This window comes from Roseovarius gaetbuli (genome assembly GCF_900172365.1).
GTDB lineage: Bacteria > Pseudomonadota > Alphaproteobacteria > Rhodobacterales > Rhodobacteraceae > Roseovarius > Roseovarius gaetbuli.
On record NZ_FWFJ01000011.1, the window covers coordinates 1 to 15,638 of the forward strand.

14 protein-coding genes are annotated in these 15,638 nt (G+C 61.4%); 8 read left to right on the forward strand and 6 right to left on the reverse strand.

Annotated features, from left to right (window positions below; genetic code table 11):
* Nucleotides 1-245 precede the first annotated feature (245 nt).
* The 5 genes from ROG8370_RS07465 to ROG8370_RS07485 are packed head-to-tail and all read left to right on the forward strand — an operon-like array spanning nt 246 to nt 4,350.
* A complete protein-coding gene (locus ROG8370_RS07465) occupies nt 246-587 on the forward strand; it encodes a hypothetical protein (protein ID WP_085826460.1) in 342 nt (113 codons plus the stop codon).
* 18 nt (nt 588-605) lie between these two features.
* The gene (locus ROG8370_RS07470) at nt 606-2,606 is read left to right on the forward strand and encodes a hypothetical protein (RefSeq protein WP_085826461.1); all 2,001 of its coding nucleotides are present in this window, start codon (nt 606-608) and stop codon (nt 2,604-2,606) included.
* Nucleotides 2,548-3,039: a hypothetical protein gene (locus tag ROG8370_RS07475; protein WP_139838066.1), complete on the forward strand. Its 492-nt coding sequence runs from the start codon at nt 2,548-2,550 to the stop codon at nt 3,037-3,039. Before ROG8370_RS07470 ends, ROG8370_RS07475 begins: the two co-directional genes overlap by 59 nt.
* Nucleotides 3,040-3,043: 4 nt before the next feature.
* Nucleotides 3,044-4,018, forward strand: coding sequence for a hypothetical protein (locus ROG8370_RS07480; protein WP_085826463.1), 975 nt, complete (start codon nt 3,044-3,046; stop codon nt 4,016-4,018).
* Nucleotides 4,018-4,350, forward strand: coding sequence for a hypothetical protein (locus ROG8370_RS07485; RefSeq protein WP_085826464.1), 333 nt, complete (start codon nt 4,018-4,020; stop codon nt 4,348-4,350). The genes ROG8370_RS07480 and ROG8370_RS07485 overlap by 1 nt, the downstream gene beginning before the upstream one ends.
* On the opposite strand, the gene ROG8370_RS07490 is transcribed toward ROG8370_RS07485, so the two are convergent.
* From ROG8370_RS07490 to ROG8370_RS07515, 6 genes are all read right to left on the reverse strand, one after another.
* Entirely contained in the window at nt 4,347-6,035 is a 1,689-nt protein-coding gene (locus tag ROG8370_RS07490; protein ID WP_085826465.1) for a glycoside hydrolase family 26 protein, read from the reverse strand. The two genes, ROG8370_RS07485 and ROG8370_RS07490, sit on opposite strands and share 4 nt — an antisense overlap.
* Before the next feature lie 141 nt (nt 6,036-6,176).
* A complete protein-coding gene (locus ROG8370_RS07495) occupies nt 6,177-7,253 on the reverse strand; it encodes a D-cysteine desulfhydrase family protein (protein ID WP_085826466.1) in 1,077 nt (358 codons plus the stop codon).
* A gap of 10 nt (nt 7,254-7,263) precedes the next feature.
* The gene (locus ROG8370_RS07500) at nt 7,264-7,995 is read right to left on the reverse strand and encodes an amino acid ABC transporter ATP-binding protein (protein ID WP_085826467.1); all 732 of its coding nucleotides are present in this window, start codon (nt 7,993-7,995) and stop codon (nt 7,264-7,266) included.
* Nucleotides 7,992-8,648, reverse strand: coding sequence for an amino acid ABC transporter permease (locus ROG8370_RS07505; protein WP_073195565.1), 657 nt, complete (start codon nt 8,646-8,648; stop codon nt 7,992-7,994). Before ROG8370_RS07505 ends, ROG8370_RS07500 begins: the two co-directional genes overlap by 4 nt.
* On the reverse strand, nt 8,648-9,370 hold the full coding sequence (locus ROG8370_RS07510; protein WP_085826468.1) for an amino acid ABC transporter permease: 723 nt from the start codon (nt 9,368-9,370) through the stop codon (nt 8,648-8,650). Before ROG8370_RS07510 ends, ROG8370_RS07505 begins: the two co-directional genes overlap by 1 nt.
* A gap of 72 nt (nt 9,371-9,442) precedes the next feature.
* Nucleotides 9,443-10,330 (reverse strand): amino acid ABC transporter substrate-binding protein, encoded by an 888-nt coding sequence (locus tag ROG8370_RS07515; protein WP_085826534.1) that lies wholly within the window; start codon nt 10,328-10,330, stop codon nt 9,443-9,445.
* Between the two features lie 202 nt (nt 10,331-10,532).
* On the opposite strand from ROG8370_RS07515, the gene ROG8370_RS07520 reads away from it, so the two are divergent.
* The 3 genes from ROG8370_RS07520 to nosZ all read left to right on the forward strand — a co-directional run bounded on the left by ROG8370_RS07520 (nt 10,533) and on the right by nosZ (nt 15,634).
* Nucleotides 10,533-11,474: a LysR family transcriptional regulator gene (locus ROG8370_RS07520; RefSeq protein WP_085826469.1), complete on the forward strand. Its 942-nt coding sequence runs from the start codon at nt 10,533-10,535 to the stop codon at nt 11,472-11,474.
* A 67-nt stretch (nt 11,475-11,541) separates the two neighbouring features.
* Entirely contained in the window at nt 11,542-13,731 is a 2,190-nt protein-coding gene (locus ROG8370_RS07525) for a NosR/NirI family protein (RefSeq protein WP_085826470.1), read from the forward strand.
* Nucleotides 13,724-15,634, forward strand: a complete 1,911-nt coding sequence (gene nosZ, locus ROG8370_RS07530; RefSeq protein ID WP_085826471.1) for a TAT-dependent nitrous-oxide reductase — start codon at nt 13,724-13,726, stop codon at nt 15,632-15,634. The genes ROG8370_RS07525 and nosZ overlap by 8 nt, the downstream gene beginning before the upstream one ends.
* The last annotated feature ends 4 nt before the right edge of the window (nt 15,635-15,638 follow it).

The following is a 15,638-nucleotide window of genomic DNA, read 5'->3' on the forward strand; positions in this document are numbered from 1 at the left end:
AAATGGCTGGCCTATTACAACGCCGAACGGCCGCACTCCACCCACGGCATCTTGACCCCGAATGAGGCCTATGCAAGCAAAACAGAACCAACGAGATTAGCAGCCTGACATGAAACCCTGATCCACCTTAACAGGGCTGCAAACTGGTCGAAAAACTAGGACCACCTCTGAATTACCTCAAGGCGCTGCGTGAACATCCGCTGGACAAGCTTGTCGATCCCGATAGCCGCGCGCGCCGCTGGCCGTTGCTGTACCGGCTGGCCCGGCTCACGCTTGAGCGCAACATCAAGACGCCGGTCTTCAAGGATGTTTTCGGCAAGTTTGGCGGCCGGGTGGACCCGCAGAATACCAAGCGCCCGGAGATGTTTGTCGACATCGAGCAGGTCTCCGACGCTGGCCTGCGGCGTCAGCTCTTGGCGGTGAACAAGAGCCTGTCGGGGCTTAGCGCCCTTTCGGCGGGCCAGATCAAGCCGGGCAGCCCCTGGGCCACATCCATTGACCGCGCTGTCCTGCGAAAGGTGGCCTCTCTCAATCAGAGCTATGCCGCCGCGCTGAGCCATCTTGAAACGATTGCCGCCCGCCAGTAGGGTCGCGCGATCCTTGAAGTGTTGCTTTGCGAGGTTGTCGATCTCTTTCAGCACCGGGTTGATGCCTTTGCCACCGGGCTTGCCTATGCGCGGCTCAAGGCGGACCGCCAAGCCGGGCAAACCGGGCTCGCCGCCGGGTATTACGGGTTTATCGGCAAGCTGCGCCCGGCCTCGAAAACCGGCGGCAGCGATGGCTATATTCAGGCCCCGAGCGTGCCGCAGGCGCTGATGGCGGCGTTGCTGCGCTCGGCCTATCTGCGCCATCGCGGCGGCGGGGCGTTCGAGATCAACCTAATCTCGAAGCGCACGCGCCGCGCGCTCAAGTTGATGGATTTGCTGTCAAAGGGGCATGACCTTCAGGAAGGGCTTGGCCTGCGCGGCGAACGTTGGCTTCATGACAACAAGCACGACACCTTCATCTTGCAACTGCGGGCGCGCTATCCTTTGCAGGGCGAGCGCAATGACGATATCGGCGCGCGCCGGGTGTTCGACGGGCTGGCCTTTGTCGCCGATACGCACCCCGAGCCGCTCAAGGCGTTGCGCGCCCTGCTGGAGGATGATCTTGATGCGCTTTGCGATGTCGTGATGGCCGAGGCCGTGCACCGCCGCGCCCTTGGACAGGCGGACGCGGCCAACGCGTGGTTGCAGGTCTTGTCGGGCTATCCGCCCCCCGGTGTGCCGATCTTCCTCAAAACTCAGCGTCAGGGTCAGGGCTCATCCTACCGCGTCTCGATCCTGATGCCGCAAACCGACCCGGACCCGGCGGCCTCGCCGCGAGAGATCGGCGAACCGGTACTGGCGGCATTTGCGCGCCGCGTGCTGGACGGGTTTGAAAACGCGCGGCTTGAAATGGCCCTCTCGGTGCCCGTTGCCGGGGCCACGGGGGCGGCGCCAGCGACCAGCGTTTCGATGCGCCTGAAACATGACCTTGGCATGACGCCGATTGATCTTGTGATCGGCGGGGTCAGTGAAATTCAGGTGCGTGCCAAAGCCGAGATTGCCCGGAAACTCTCGCAACAGCCGCAACTGGCGGCGCAGCTTGGCGATCTTGCCGCAGGGGCGGCGTTGACGTTTGACGTGAACCTGAGCGCGGGCAGCCCGCCGTTGCAAGAGCTGTTGCAACGCGCAGAGCTGATCCGCAAAACCGCCAAGACCGGGCGCAGTCTTGAGCATGGCGACCTCAATGCCAGTGCCGATACCCGCAAGGGCGAGCTGCCCGAGGCCGAGGCGATTGGCATGGTGCAATATGGCATCGACGCCCTGCAACAGCGCATCGGCATCTTGGACACGCGGATGAAGAGCGATCTGGGCGCGGCGATCAATGCCGTCGCGGTCTTTGAAACCGAAGTGCTTGAGGCGCGCCGCCTCATCGACAGCGGGGCCGATCAGGCCAGCATCGACGGCCAGATGACGCGGGCGGAACAGCATCGCGCGGTTCTGCTTGGTCGCTTTCTGGAGCCTTTGGCAGATTACGGCGCGCCCGAGGCGCTGCGCCATTTCACGACCCCTGAGGCGGTCGATGATCCCGAAGGGGTGATCGGGCGGCTTGGGGATATGACAGGGCGGATTGCCGGGCAGCAGGCGCGGCTGGCGCGGGCCATGCAGGATCACCCGGCATCGGGGCATGCCGCTTTGGCCGAGGCGAAGGCCGATCTTCAGGGCTGTGATGCGGCCTTGCGACAGGCGCTTGACGGCGAGGCGATGATCATCTTGCCGCCGGTGCCACGCAATACGAACAGGTTGACGCCCCTGGTCGAGCCGCAGATCGCGGTCGCGGACGGGCTTGCGCCTTGGGATGAGCATCGCCCGAATGTCGGGCGCGCGGGGCATTTGGCGCGCTTGGCCGGGCCGTTCCTTGCGTTCAAGTCGCAGCGTGCGGCGACCATTGACCCCACCGACCCGCAGGCCGATCCGCGCCCGCCAGAGGATGCGCCAGAGGTCCGCCATCACGGCGTGTTTTGTGAGCGACACACGGCTTATGGAGGCCAAAAGCCCGGTCTGCGGCATCGTGTGCGATGAGTGGAGCATCCAGCGCCCGAGCCAGACCCAACCGGCAGGGATCGCGATCAATTATGACAGCCCGCAAAGCGAGGCGCCGCATGCGATCCTGCTTGGGGTGGCGCCAAGCGATGACTACGTGACCTGGACGCAGACCCGCGCGGCAGAGCTTGTGCTTGAGGCCATCGAATGGATGAAGATCCGCGCCCTCTCGAGCCATGTAAGGGCCTTTCCGGGCGCGGCCTTGCCCGGTTCAAACGTGATCGCGCACAAACCAGTCGACAAGACATTCCAGGCACGCATTCCGCGACAGACCCTCAAGAACACCGTAAGTGCCATCGGCCTGAACGGTCTGTCGCTGCAAATGGTCGATGTGGCGGGTGGTCTCAATCTCATGGGCACCTCTGCCGCGGCACTCTGGGAGCGTCGCGGTTTTGGCGTGGTGAAGGAGTAATGCCATGGCAGCTCAAGACAAGCAACAGCTTCACGGCTCGAACCGGTCGGTCAATATCGCCGAGGCCCTGTCGGCGCGGGTAAAGGACCCGCTCTGGTTTCTGGTGCGGCAATGGCAGACCGGCGAGTTCGAGGCCGAAAACGGCGGCGCGCTTGCCGAGATCGAGGTGAAGAGTCGGCATTTTCCGGTGACCCACCTGCAACGGCAGGGCAAGCCGCAAGAGGTTGACCGCAGGCAACCGCTGGAGCGCTTTGTCGAAGCGGAGGACAGCGAGGACAGCGATGCCTCGGCCTGGCGCCGCGAGGCGCTGGAATACGAATTCGGGCTCAGCACGACGGGCCACCAGTTACAGGCCTCGGAGTATTCCGGGTTTCAGCTTGACTGGTATCAGTTTGATCTTGTTGAGACATTCGAGGATGCCACCCCGATAGACGACGATCCCCAGACCTTTGTGCCGACGCAAATGACATTTCGCGGCGCGCCTGATCCGCGCTGGTGGAAGATCGAAGATGCGGGCGCATATTTCGATAGCCCGCGCGAGGCAGAGCCAAGTATCCTCTCGACGCTTTTGCCCGAGTTTTTCTATACCGATATCAACAAGTGGTACATGATCCCGGCGCCGATGCCCACGGGGTCGGTGCGTGAGATCGGGTCGCTGAAGGTGACCGATAGTTTCGGGGTCACGACCACGCTCAAGCCGATCGAGGACAAGGCCTGGAGGGTCTTCGCGCTTGACCCGGCGGCGGGCAAGGGGGGCTGTCGGGCGCCTCTCTCTTTGCGCCGAATATCGCGCTTGATGTGCTTTACAACGACGTCCTTGAAGATGTGCGTTTCGTGCGTGATGAACAGGCCAACCTGGTTTGGGCCTAGGAGCATGCCTATACCACCGAGGACGGTGACACGATCCGCAATGGCGATACGCAGGGCGGTGGTGACAGCGAAGGTGACCCCTCTCAGGAGGTCGCCGGTTTTCGGCTGATGTCAGAGGTGCCTGCCAACTGGATTCCCTATGTGCCGGTGCAGATCAACCTGACCCCGACAAACGGCGAGGTGTTCTTGCGGCGCGGGCGCATAGACCCCGATGCCAGCCGGGCAAACCCGCAGTACCGCTCGCGAATTGTTGGTGAATCCATACGCCTGATGGAAGAAGAGGTGCCGCGCACCGGGCTTCGGGTGCGCCGGATTCGTAAATTCGCCGCCGGGGCCGGGGAGGACGACAACCACTTTTGGGTCGGGCACCACAAGGATGCTGGTCGCGGCCATTCCGGGCCGGGGCTGCAATTCGATTTTATCGAGGAAGACGACGCCTAAAGCGTGTCGAAAATAATGTCGGGGGCATTGGGATCGGGGGGCACCGGGCTCTGCGAGAAAAACGGCCGTGAGAGAGTGCCTCTCTGATAGGCCTCGACCGCCAGAACGCCGCTTGCGTTCAAGGTCTTGATGTAGGTTGGCACGAGGCGGAAGAAATCCGTCACCGCATCTTGATAGGCCTTTGCCTGGGACGTTCTTCTGCCGTCTTGCAAGGCACCGGGTATCTGGTCAAGCAGGGCGGGATCTGTGGCCGCGATCTTGACAAAGGTCTTCTGCTGCACGCCTGCGGCGTCGACGAAACCCTGTTGATAGGTCTCGATGGAAAAGGGCTCTGAGGGCAGCATCGGGTAAAAGAACTGGCCCTCGGCGTGGGTAAAGACATCGGTTTCGCCATAGCGCAAGGTCGCCCCGATCGCGGTTGACGGGGTCAGCGCCGAAAACGCCGAATTCCCAAGCCGGTTGACCCAGAACATGACCCATTTGCTCGAGGCCCGCTTGGCGAGAGCAAAGACAACGTCATTGAAAAAGGTGCGCTTGTCGGCGGGCCATTCCTTTTCTTCGTTGGTCAAAATAGAAAGCCCGCTGTTGTACTCGCCGTAAAGCTTGCCCTTGAAGGCGGTTCTGATACCGACTTCGGTCAGGGCGTGGCCCCACTCAAGACCAAACGCTGCGTTCACGGCGGCCACCTTTGCCACAAGCCGGTCGTACTGATCCGCAAGATGCGAGGCGGTCGGGTCTTTTCCGGGTTCTTCGTAATAATCCAGTCCCAGAACCGCGATACTGTTCAGGAAGGCGGAAAGGGCTGCGCTCGCGGCCCCGGTTGGAAAGTAGCGATCAAGGTCGTCTTCAAACTCACCTGTGGTTGGCTTGCCGTTCATGCAGAACACGAACTTGACGCGCGCGCGGCGGTCCTCATCTATCTCGTCAAGGATTGCGGCGACCATTGCGTTCCAGAGCGAGATGAAATTCGCCATATAGGCGTTCGCGTTGTGCCCGTCCGCCTCTCCCCACCAGAAGTAATCGATCTTGGGTTCGTGCAGCAGGCGCACATAGATATCCTTGCCGTCGGCCATTGCGTGACCAAGCAGATCATCCAGAAACCGGCCCATCTCGCGGCTGCCCCTGTCGACGGTGCCACTTTGCGCGGCGAACTCGGTCTGAAACTGTGCGGAGTCCAGATGCGTTTCGTCCAGACTCGCATGATACCTTAGCGGATCAGCCCCGCCGCTGTTGTCGGCCGGGGTGAGGAACGGGTTGAGCATGTGATAGCTCAGGCAGACCTTGCCGCCCTTGGCATAGGCCGATAGCATCAGATCCTTCATCATCGCCTTTTCGGAGGGGATGCTTGGCGTGCCGGCGCGTTGGGTCTGGGGTATCGTGGTGATGAGGCGCTTTTCAAATCTCTCGACGCCGTCAACCATGCCAAGGGACGCCTCGACGATATCCGCGACACGACCGTAATCGAAGCCGTAAAGCTTGGGGCGCAGGCTTGTGGCGCATTCCATGTCGGTAATCCAGCAGTCGACATAGCCCTCAAGGTCAACGGCGGTATGGGTCGCGGGCGGGGTCGGGGTGTTGATCATGCTGTCGCCGGGAAACACCAGCTTGTCGGGCGCCACTTTCGAGGTATAGCCACGGGGAACCTTCAGGTGCCACAGCAGGCTTTCGTCATGATCCTGATCCAAAAAGGTTTCTAAAAATATTCCTCAAGGATGCCCTCGGGGCCGCGAGAATTCAAGAATTCTGTGGCGGTGGCGGACTGATTGCGCGCCGCGTCGGTTGGACATTGCCGGAAAATGCGCCGTCTGAGGGGTCCTTGCCCGGCCTCACCGCCCGGTGTCCGGGCCACCCTGATCGTCCCCTGCACGCAGATCATCCTGATAGGCGAAAATCGCCGGCAAGCCGCCGGTGTGGATAAAGACCACCCTTTGCCCGCGCGCAATCACGCCGCTGCGGGTCAGGGCGATCAGACCCGCGAGGGCGCGTCCGGTATAAACCGGATCCACAAGAAGGCCTTCATCAAGGGCGCCATATCTGATCGCATCTCTGACGCTGGCGTTCATCTGGCCATAGCCGGGGGCAAGCGTGCTGTCGTCGACCCTGATGTCGGACTGCGCGATCTCGCAATCAGAGCTGAGCATGGTGCAAATCTCGCGGGTGCGGGCAAGGATGCGGGGGGCTTGTTCCTGTGCCGGGCGACGCACGCAGATGCCATGCACCGCGACATCCCAGCCGACGGCCCGCGCCCCGGCGAGAAAGCCGCCATGGGTCAAGCCGCTGCCAGAGCCCAGAACGACGTGATCGGGCCATTCACCGCGCGATTGATAATCAAGGTACATCTCGGCGGCGGCGCGGGCATAGCCAAGCCCGCCAAGCGGCGGGTGGCCGGTGCCAAGGTGGATCACATAGGGCGACTTTCCCGCGCGGCGCAGATCGTCGGCGATGGCATCAAGATTGGCATCGGCGGCGGCTTCGCTCTGGTCGCCGACATAGGGATAGATCGTCGCGCCCAAAAGCTGATTGAGCAAGACATTGCCCGACCGGACATAGGCCGCGTCGTCCTTGGGTACGCGGTTTTCCAGCTGAATATGCGGCTCCAGCCCAAGTTTGCGCGCACTGGCGGCGCAGAGCCGCACGAAGTTCGACTGAACCGCGCCGGTGATCAGAACGCTGTCGGCGTTTTGGGCAAGCGCCTCGCCGAGATAATACTCCAGCTGGCGCACCTTGTTGCCGCCCATGGCGATGGGCAAAAGGTCGTCGCGCTTGACCTCCAGAGCAATCCCAAGGCGCGCGCCAAGCCGGGGCAGGGGCTCGATCTCGGGGGGTGTGGAAAACAGCGCGGCCCTCGGATACTCCGCAAGGCCGGGCAACAGATCGAGTTCGCTCAGGTCATGGAGTGCCATCGGCGCATATTCAGTGGTTGAGGATTTTCGAGAGGAACTCTTGCGCCCGTTCGCTGCGCGGCGAGCCAAAGAAATCCTGCGAGGTGGCATCTTCGACAATCTCGCCGTGGTCCATGAACACGACCCTGTCGGCGACCTTGCGGGCAAAGCCCATTTCATGGGTCACGACCATCATCGTCATGCCCTCTTTTGCAAGCCCGACCATCACATCAAGCACCTCATTGATCATCTCGGGGTCAAGCGCCGAGGTCGGCTCGTCAAACAGCATCGCCATCGGCTCCATCGCGAGGCCACGGGCAATCGCCACCCGCTGTTGCTGGCCCCCGGAAAGTTGCGAGGGGTATTTATGGGCCTGTTCGGCAAGCCCGACCCGCTCCAGGAGGGCAAGCGCCTTGGTCTCGGCCTCGGCGGGGCTGCGGCCCAAAACCTTGGTCTGACCAAGCTTGATGTTCTCGGTCACGTTCATATGCGGAAACAGCTCGAAGTTCTGAAACACCATCCCGATTTTCGAGCGCATCTTGTCAAGGTTGGTCGATTTTGCGGTGATGCTTGTGCCCGCCACGGTGATCTCGCCGCTGTTGATCGGCTCTAGCCCGTTCACCGTCTTGATCAGCGTGCTCTTGCCGGACCCGGACGGCCCGCAGACCACGATCACCTCGCCCTTGGCGACGCTCAGGCTACAGTCCTTGAGAACCTGAAAATTCTTTCCGTACCATTTGTTGACGGAGTTCATCTCAATCATGTTGCGAGCCTTTTTTGCAGGAAGCGGACGCCCATGGAGGCGGTGAAACAGAAGGCGAAATAGACCACCGCGACGAACAGGAACATCTCGACCAGTTTCTGATCGCGGTTGGCGACGATTTCGGCGCTGACAAGAAAGTCGCGCAGGCCGACGACGTAGACAAGCGAGGTGTCCTGAAACAGGATGATCGCCTGCGTCAGCAGGATCGGCGTCATCGCGCGAAACGCCTGCGGAAGCACGATATAGCGCATGCTTTGCCCATAGGTCAGACCAATGGCGCGCGCCGCCGCCATCTGACCGGGGCGCACCGAATTGATGCCGGCGCGGATGATTTCAGAGTAATAGGCTGCCTCGAACATGATGAAGGCCACCAGCACCGAGGAAAATGCCCCGACCGGGCGCCCGAGGATCAGCGGCACCAGAAAGAACAGCCAGAAGATCACGAGGATCAGCGGAAGCGAGCGGAAGAAGTTGACATAGGCGGCCGCGATCTGGGCCAGGACCGGCACTTTGGCGATGCGCAGCAAAGCCAGGAAGGTGCCCAGAACAATGCCGCCGACAATCGCAAGCCCGGTCAGCAGGAAGGTCATTTTCATGCCTTCCCACAAGAGCGATGAATTGGCGGGAATGACGGAAAAGTCGAGATCGAACATCATGCGGCCCCTTTCGAGAATGTACCCGGCAGGGCGGTGCGCCGATCCACCTGACGCATCACCGCCATCACGGTGAAGGTCACCAGCGAATAGACGATGGTGGCGGCGGTAAAGGCCTCAAACCCCTGAAAGGTGTATTCCTCGATCTGGCGGGTCATCGCGGTCAGTTCGACCACGCCGATGGTCAGCGCCAGAGAGGATTGCTTGAAGATCGTCAGGAATTCGCTGGTCAGCGGCGGGATGATGATGCGGTAAGCATTCGGCAGCAGGATATAGCGATAGACCTGCACTTCGCTCATGCCGATGGCGCGCCCGGCCTGACGCTGGCCGGGGCCGACGGCCTCGATGCCGGAGCGGACCTGTTCGCAGACCCGCGAGGCGGTATAAAGCCCGATGGCCACAACGGCGGTGGTCAGCGCCGGAAACGGCATGTCGCGCTTGACCCAACGCGACCAGTCATCCGGCAACAGTTCGGGGAAGACGAAATACCACAGGAACAGCTGCACCAGCAGCGGGATATTGCGGAAAATCTCGACATAGGTGGTGGCAAGGGCGCGCAAGACCGGGCTGCTTGCGGTGCGAAACACCCCGAGGGCCGAGCCAAGCGAAAAGGCGATGATCCAGGCAAGTAGAGAGATCGCAAGCGTCCAGCCAAGCCCCTGAATGATCCAGCCAAGATAGGGGTCGCGGAACAAAATGCCCCAGTCCCAATTATAATTCATGCGATCCCCCGGTCCTTATTGTGGATGGGGCGGCCAGTGATCCGCCCCATCTTGTTGCGTGGTTACGCGCGCTTATTCGGGCAGGGCCTGAATTTCAAAGGCGGTGCGCAGGGTATCGGAGAGCGGCATGTTGATCTTGGTCGGGCCCGGCTCGAACCATTTGGCATAGATATCCGCCATCTCGCCCGAGCGCATGAGCCCGGCCATTGTCACGCGACCCAGACGTTCAAAGGTTGAATCGTTGCGCTGAACCATGAGCGCATAGGGATCAAACGAAAGATAGCGGCCGGTGACCTGATAGGCCGAGGGATCGGACGCCTTCGAGATCAGACCATAGAGAAGCACGTCATCCGAGCCATAGGCATCAATGCGGTCGGTTTCGAGCGCCAGCCAGCCTTGGCTGTGATCCTTGACCGGGACGATCTTGATATCAAGACCTTTGGACTCGATCGCGGCCTTGATCGCCTTTTCGTTGGTCGTGCCCGCGGCCAGACCGATGATCTTGCCGTTCATGTCTTCCAGTTCGCTGATGCCCGAGCTGACCTTGGAGGCAAGCTTGGTGCCGGTAATGAAGGTGGTGGGCAGATACTCGACCTGCAACTGACGGGTCAGGTTGTTGGTGGTCGATCCGCATTCCATGTCAATCGTGCCATTGGCGATCAGCGGGATGCGGGTCTGGCCGGTGACCGGAACATAGCGGACCTCAAGCTTGTCGCCGCCGAGTTGCTCTTCGATGGCCTCGACGATCTTGAGGCAGAGGTCGATGGAATAGCCGACCGCCTCGTTGTTCTCGCCGATATAGGAAAACGGAATCGAGGTTTCGCGGTGGCCGATGCTGACCACGCCGCGTTCCTGAATGCGCTGAAGCGTCGGGCTGTCGCCGGCATCCGCAAAGGCCGGTGCGGCAAAGCCGACGGCCGTGACCGCCGCAGCGGCAAGCATCTTTAGTCGAAGGTTCATGGTTGGTATCTCCCTTTTTTGGTTTTTCACCATTAAGACCGAAGGCGCCTGATTAAGCAAATGTTGTCAGCGCGGCGCGTGAATTTCGGCCCGTAGCCCGGTTGGATTCGGGTGCGTGTGCCCGAAATTAATGCAAGACTCTCACTTTAAAAGCGCTAAGATCGCAATCTAATATGCGAAAAGCGCATGCAAATGAGATGTCATGGATAAAAACGCGATTCTCGACCTTCTTGCCCTGATCCGAACCGGAAGCATCTCGCTTGCGGCGCAGACCCGAAATGCGTCGCAGTCGGGCTATTCGCGGCGGCTTCAGGCGCTGGAGCACCTTTTGGGCGCCGAGCTTGTTGATCGCACGCGCCGCCCCTCGGGGCCGACGGCGTTTCTCAAGTCGCAAAAGCTTGAACTTGAAACCGGGCTTGTGGCGATGAACCGCCTTGCCGATGCCTTTGCGGTCCAGCCGTTCGAGCCGCTCAGGCTTGCCGCGCTGCATTCCATTTCCGCCAATATCCTGCCGCGCGCGCTTGCGGCGCTGGGTGATGTGATGGCGGTGCATGACATTCGTTTGCGCTCGGCCAATCTTGAATCCTGTTTCCAGATGCTGATGACGGAAGAGGTGGTCGCCGCGCTGTTTTACGAAACCGAAACGCGGCGTCTCAACCCTCCGCGCGATCTGGTACAGCGTACTACCGTTGGGCGCGACGGTTTTATCCCGGTCTGCGCGCCTGACTATATTGGTCCACTCAAGGAAAAGATTGCCCGCGACGAGGCGCTGCCGCTGATCACTTACCCGTCCGAGGTCTTTCTGGGCGATCTGACGCGATCGGCGCTTTTGCCGGCGCTTCCGTTCCGGGTGTCGATGAAGCTGGTGTCCGGTTTGACGCAGACCATTCAGCAAAGCATCAGGTGCGGCCTTGGCGTTGGCTGGCTTCCGATGACCGCGACCACCGACGATCTGCACGCCGGGCATTTGGTGCAGATCACCGATCTGGGCTTTCCCACGACCGAGCTTGACCTGACGATCCTGCGTCTGCGCACCAAAAGCTTAGCCGAATTCACGCCGACCATCGACGCCATTTGCCAGGAGATTTCCGATATTCTGGAGCGTGGCACCCCCCCGCCTGACGGCCGATCGGGCGACCCTTGACTTTGGTCAACGCCCCTGTGCGGGGGCTGCTTTATCCATTGGTCCATGTTTTGAAAGCAGGGGCCAGATGTTTGCAAAGACGCTCAAGAGTTTGATCGCACTCGCGCTGCTGATCGCGTCGCCGCTTGTGGCGCGTGCCGCCGAGCCCGCCTTGCTGGCGCGATTCCTGTCCGAGGTTACCGCCGATCAGCTTGTGCCGCAGGCCGACGGTTTTGGCGCGCTGCGCGACGACGTTCCGGTGGCGCCGGTGCTGAAGGGTGGCGAGATCGTTGCCTGGGCGTTCCTGACATCCGATTTTGCCGGCACCACCGGGTATTCCGGCAAGCCCATCCATGTGATTGCCGCGATTGACCCGGATGCGGTGATGACCGGCGCGGTTCTGGTCAAGCATTCCGAACCGATCGTGTTGATCGGCATTCCCGAATCCAAGATGCGCCGCGTGATCGAGGGCTACGCCGGGCTTGACCTCAAGGCCGAGGCGGCCGCGTCGGGCACGGCGCATGAGCTTGATATCATATCGGGGGCGACGGTGACGGTCATGGTGATCGACGACAGCCTTGTGCGCGGTGGGCTAAAGGTGGCGCGCGCGCTTGGGCTGGGCGGGCTGGCGCCGGTGGTGCAGGCAGGCCCGGCCCGCAGCCTTCGCGAAGAGGACGGCGCGCGGCGCGACTGGCAGGCGCTGACCGGTGACGGCTCGGTGCGCGGGCTGATGCTGGACGTGGGGCAAATCAACCGCGCCTTTGGCGAAACCGGCGATGCCCGCGCCGCCGCCCGCCCCGAACCCGGCGCGCCGGAAGATAGCTTTATCGACATGCGCGCCGCCCTTGTCAGCGTGCCCACCATCGGCCAGAGCCTGTTGGGCGAGGCCGAATACGCCAACCTTCAGGACTGGCTTGGCGAAGGCGAGCATGCCATTCTGGTCGCCGGTCGAGGGCGCTATTCCTTCAAGGGTTCGGGCTATGTCCGGGGCGGGATTTTCGACCGGATACAGCTTATTCAGGGCGACCGCTCGGTCCGGTTCTTTGACCGTGATCACCGTCGCCTTGGCGAGATCAGCGCGAGCGGCGCGCCGAGTTTCAACGAGCTTGACCTGTTCCGCATCCCGGCCGCAAGCGGCTTTGATCCGGCAGAGCCGTGGCGGCTTCAGCTTCTGGTGCAGCGCGCGGTTGGCGCGGTCGAGAAAACCTTTATCACCTATGACCTGGGCTATCGGCTTCCTGAACGCTATCTCGTGCCGCTGACCGCTCTGCCGGTGGCCAACGCCTCGGAGGAAGAGGCCGCCGCCAAAACCGCCCTCTGGCAGCGGATCTGGCGCGACAAGACGGTCGAGATCGCCGTGCTTGGTGCGATGCTTGCCGTGCTGACCCTAGCGTTTTTCTTTCAGCTTCAGATCACCCGCCACGCGCGCGCCTATTACTGGTTCCGGATCGGGTTTTTGAGCATGTCGCTGGTTTTCATCGGCTGGTATGCCAATGCGCAGCTTAGCGTCGTGAACCTGATGGCGCTGGCCGGGTCACTGCGCAGCGGGTTCACCTGGAATGCCTTTTTGATGGACCCGCTGGTGTTCATCCAGTGGTTTGCCGTCGCCGCCGCGCTGCTTTTCTGGGGCCGGGGGGCCTATTGTGGCTGGCTGTGCCCGTTTGGCGCGCTGCAAGAGCTGACCAACCGTGTGGCGCGGTTTTTCAAGCTGCCGCAATGGGAACTGCCCTGGGGTCTGCACGAGCGGCTCTGGCCGCTGAAGTACATGATCTTTCTGGGGCTATTCGGGGTCTCGCTGGCCTCGATCCCGATGGCGGAAAAACTGGCCGAGGTCGAGCCGTTCAAAACCGCGATCATCCTCAAGTTCGTGCGCGACTGGCCGTTCGTCGTCTTTGCCGTGGTCCTTCTCGGGATCGGGCTGTTCGTGGAGCGGTTTTATTGCCGCTACCTCTGTCCGCTCGGCGCGGCGCTGGCGATCCCGGCCAGGATGCGGATGTTTGACTGGCTCCGGCGCTATCGCGATTGCGGCAGCCCCTGCCAGACCTGCGCCAATGAGTGCCCGGTGCAGGCGATCCACCCGACAGGCGAGATCAACCCCAACGAATGTGTGAACTGCCTGCATTGCCAGGTTTTGTACCAGTCCGACGATAAATGCCCGGTGATTATCCGGCAACTGAAGCGGCGCGCGCGTGATCACGCAAGTGCCGAGGCCAATAAAGGCGCGATGAACCGCGCCCTTGGTTCGCAAGAGGAAGAAAAGGAGACCTCTAATGTCTGATTTCAAGGATAGCCTCAAACTGACCCGCCGCGGCATGCTGGGGGCCACGGCCACCGGCGCGCTTGCGGCCACGACCGGCGCAGGCGCAGGCCTTTTTGCCGGGGCGGGTCCGGCACAGGCGGCGGGCAAATACGCCCTCGCGCCCGGTGAGCTGGATGAATACTACGGCTTCTGGTCCTCGGGCCAGGCGGGCGAGCTTCGCATTTTGGGCTTTCCGTCCATGCGAGAGTTGATGCGTGTGCCGGTGTTCAACCGCTGCTCGGCCACCGGCTGGGGCCAGACCAACGAGTCGCTCAAGGTTCTGACCGAGGGCCTCATGCCCGAAACCAAAGAGTATCTCGCCGCCCGCAACATGAAAACCTATGACAACGGCGATCTGCATCACCCGCATATGTCCTTCACCGACGGCACCTATGACGGGCGCTATCTGTTCATGAACGACAAGGCCAACACCCGCGTGGCGCGGGTGCGCTGCGACGTGATGAAATGCGACAAGATCATCGAAATCCCCAATGCCGGCGATATTCACGGGCTGCGGACGCAGAAATATCCGCGCACCGGCTATGTCTTTGCCAATGGCGAACACGAGATCCCGCTGGTCAACGATGGCTCTATTCTCGACAATCCCGAAGAATACGTGAACATCTTTACCGCCATCGACGGCGACACGATGGAGATCGCCTGGCAGGTGATCGTCTCGGGCAACCTTGATAACGTCGATGCGGATTATCAGGGCAAGTATGCGTTTTCGACCAGCTATAACTCGGAAATGGGTGTGACCCTTGCCGAGATGACCGAAAGCGAGACCGACCACTGTGTGATCTTCAACATCAAGGAAATCGAGGCCGGTGTGGCCGCAGGCGATTACCAGGAGCTGAACGGCGTCAAGGTGCTTGACGGGCGCAAGGGCAAGAACAAGAAATACACCCGCTATGTGCCCATCCCCAACAGCCCGCATGGCGTGAACACCGCGCCGGATCAAAAGCACGTGGTGATCAACGGCAAGCTGTCGCCGACCTGTTCGGTGATTGATGTGACCAAGGTCGATGCGCTGTTTGATCAGGACGCCGATCCGCGCTCCTGCATCGTGGCCGAACCTGAACTTGGCCTCGGGCCATTGCACACCGCCTTTGACGGCAAGGGCAATTGTTACACCACGCTCTTTCTCGACAGCCAGGTGGTCAAGTGGAGCATGGACAAGGCAATCCGCGCCTATTCGGGCGAGGCGGTCGATCCGATCCTTCACAAGACCGATGTGATGTATCAGCCGGGGCACAACCATACCTCGATGGGCGAAACCAAAGAGGCCGATGGCAAATGGCTGATCTCGATGAACAAGTTCTCCAAGGACCGGTTCCTGAACGTCGGGCCGCTCAAGCCCGAGAACGAACAGCTTCTGGATATTACCCAGGATGACATGCCGGTGGTGCATGACGGCCCTACCTTTGCCGAGCCGCATGACTGTATCATCGTACATCGCTCCAAGGTGAACCCGGCCAGTGTCTGGAGCCGCGATGACCCGATGTGGGAAGACGCCCGCAAACAGGCCGCCGCCGATGGGGTCGTGCTAGAGGACGGCGCCGATGAGCCGATCCGGGACGGCAACAAGGTGCGGGTCTACATGTGGTCGCAGGCGCCGATGTTCAGCCTTGAAAAGTTCACGGTCAAACAGGGGGATGAGGTGACGATCTATGTCACCAACCTTGATGATGTGGATGACGTGACCCACGGGCTTACCCTGTCAAACCACGGTGTCGCGATGGAAGTCGGGCCGCAGGCCACCGCCTCGGTCACCTTTACCGCCGACCGTCCGGGCGTTCACTGGTATTATTGCCAGTGGTTCTGTCATGCGCTGCACATGGAAATGCGCGGTCGCATGCTGGTCGAGCCGCGGGAGGCCTGAGCCG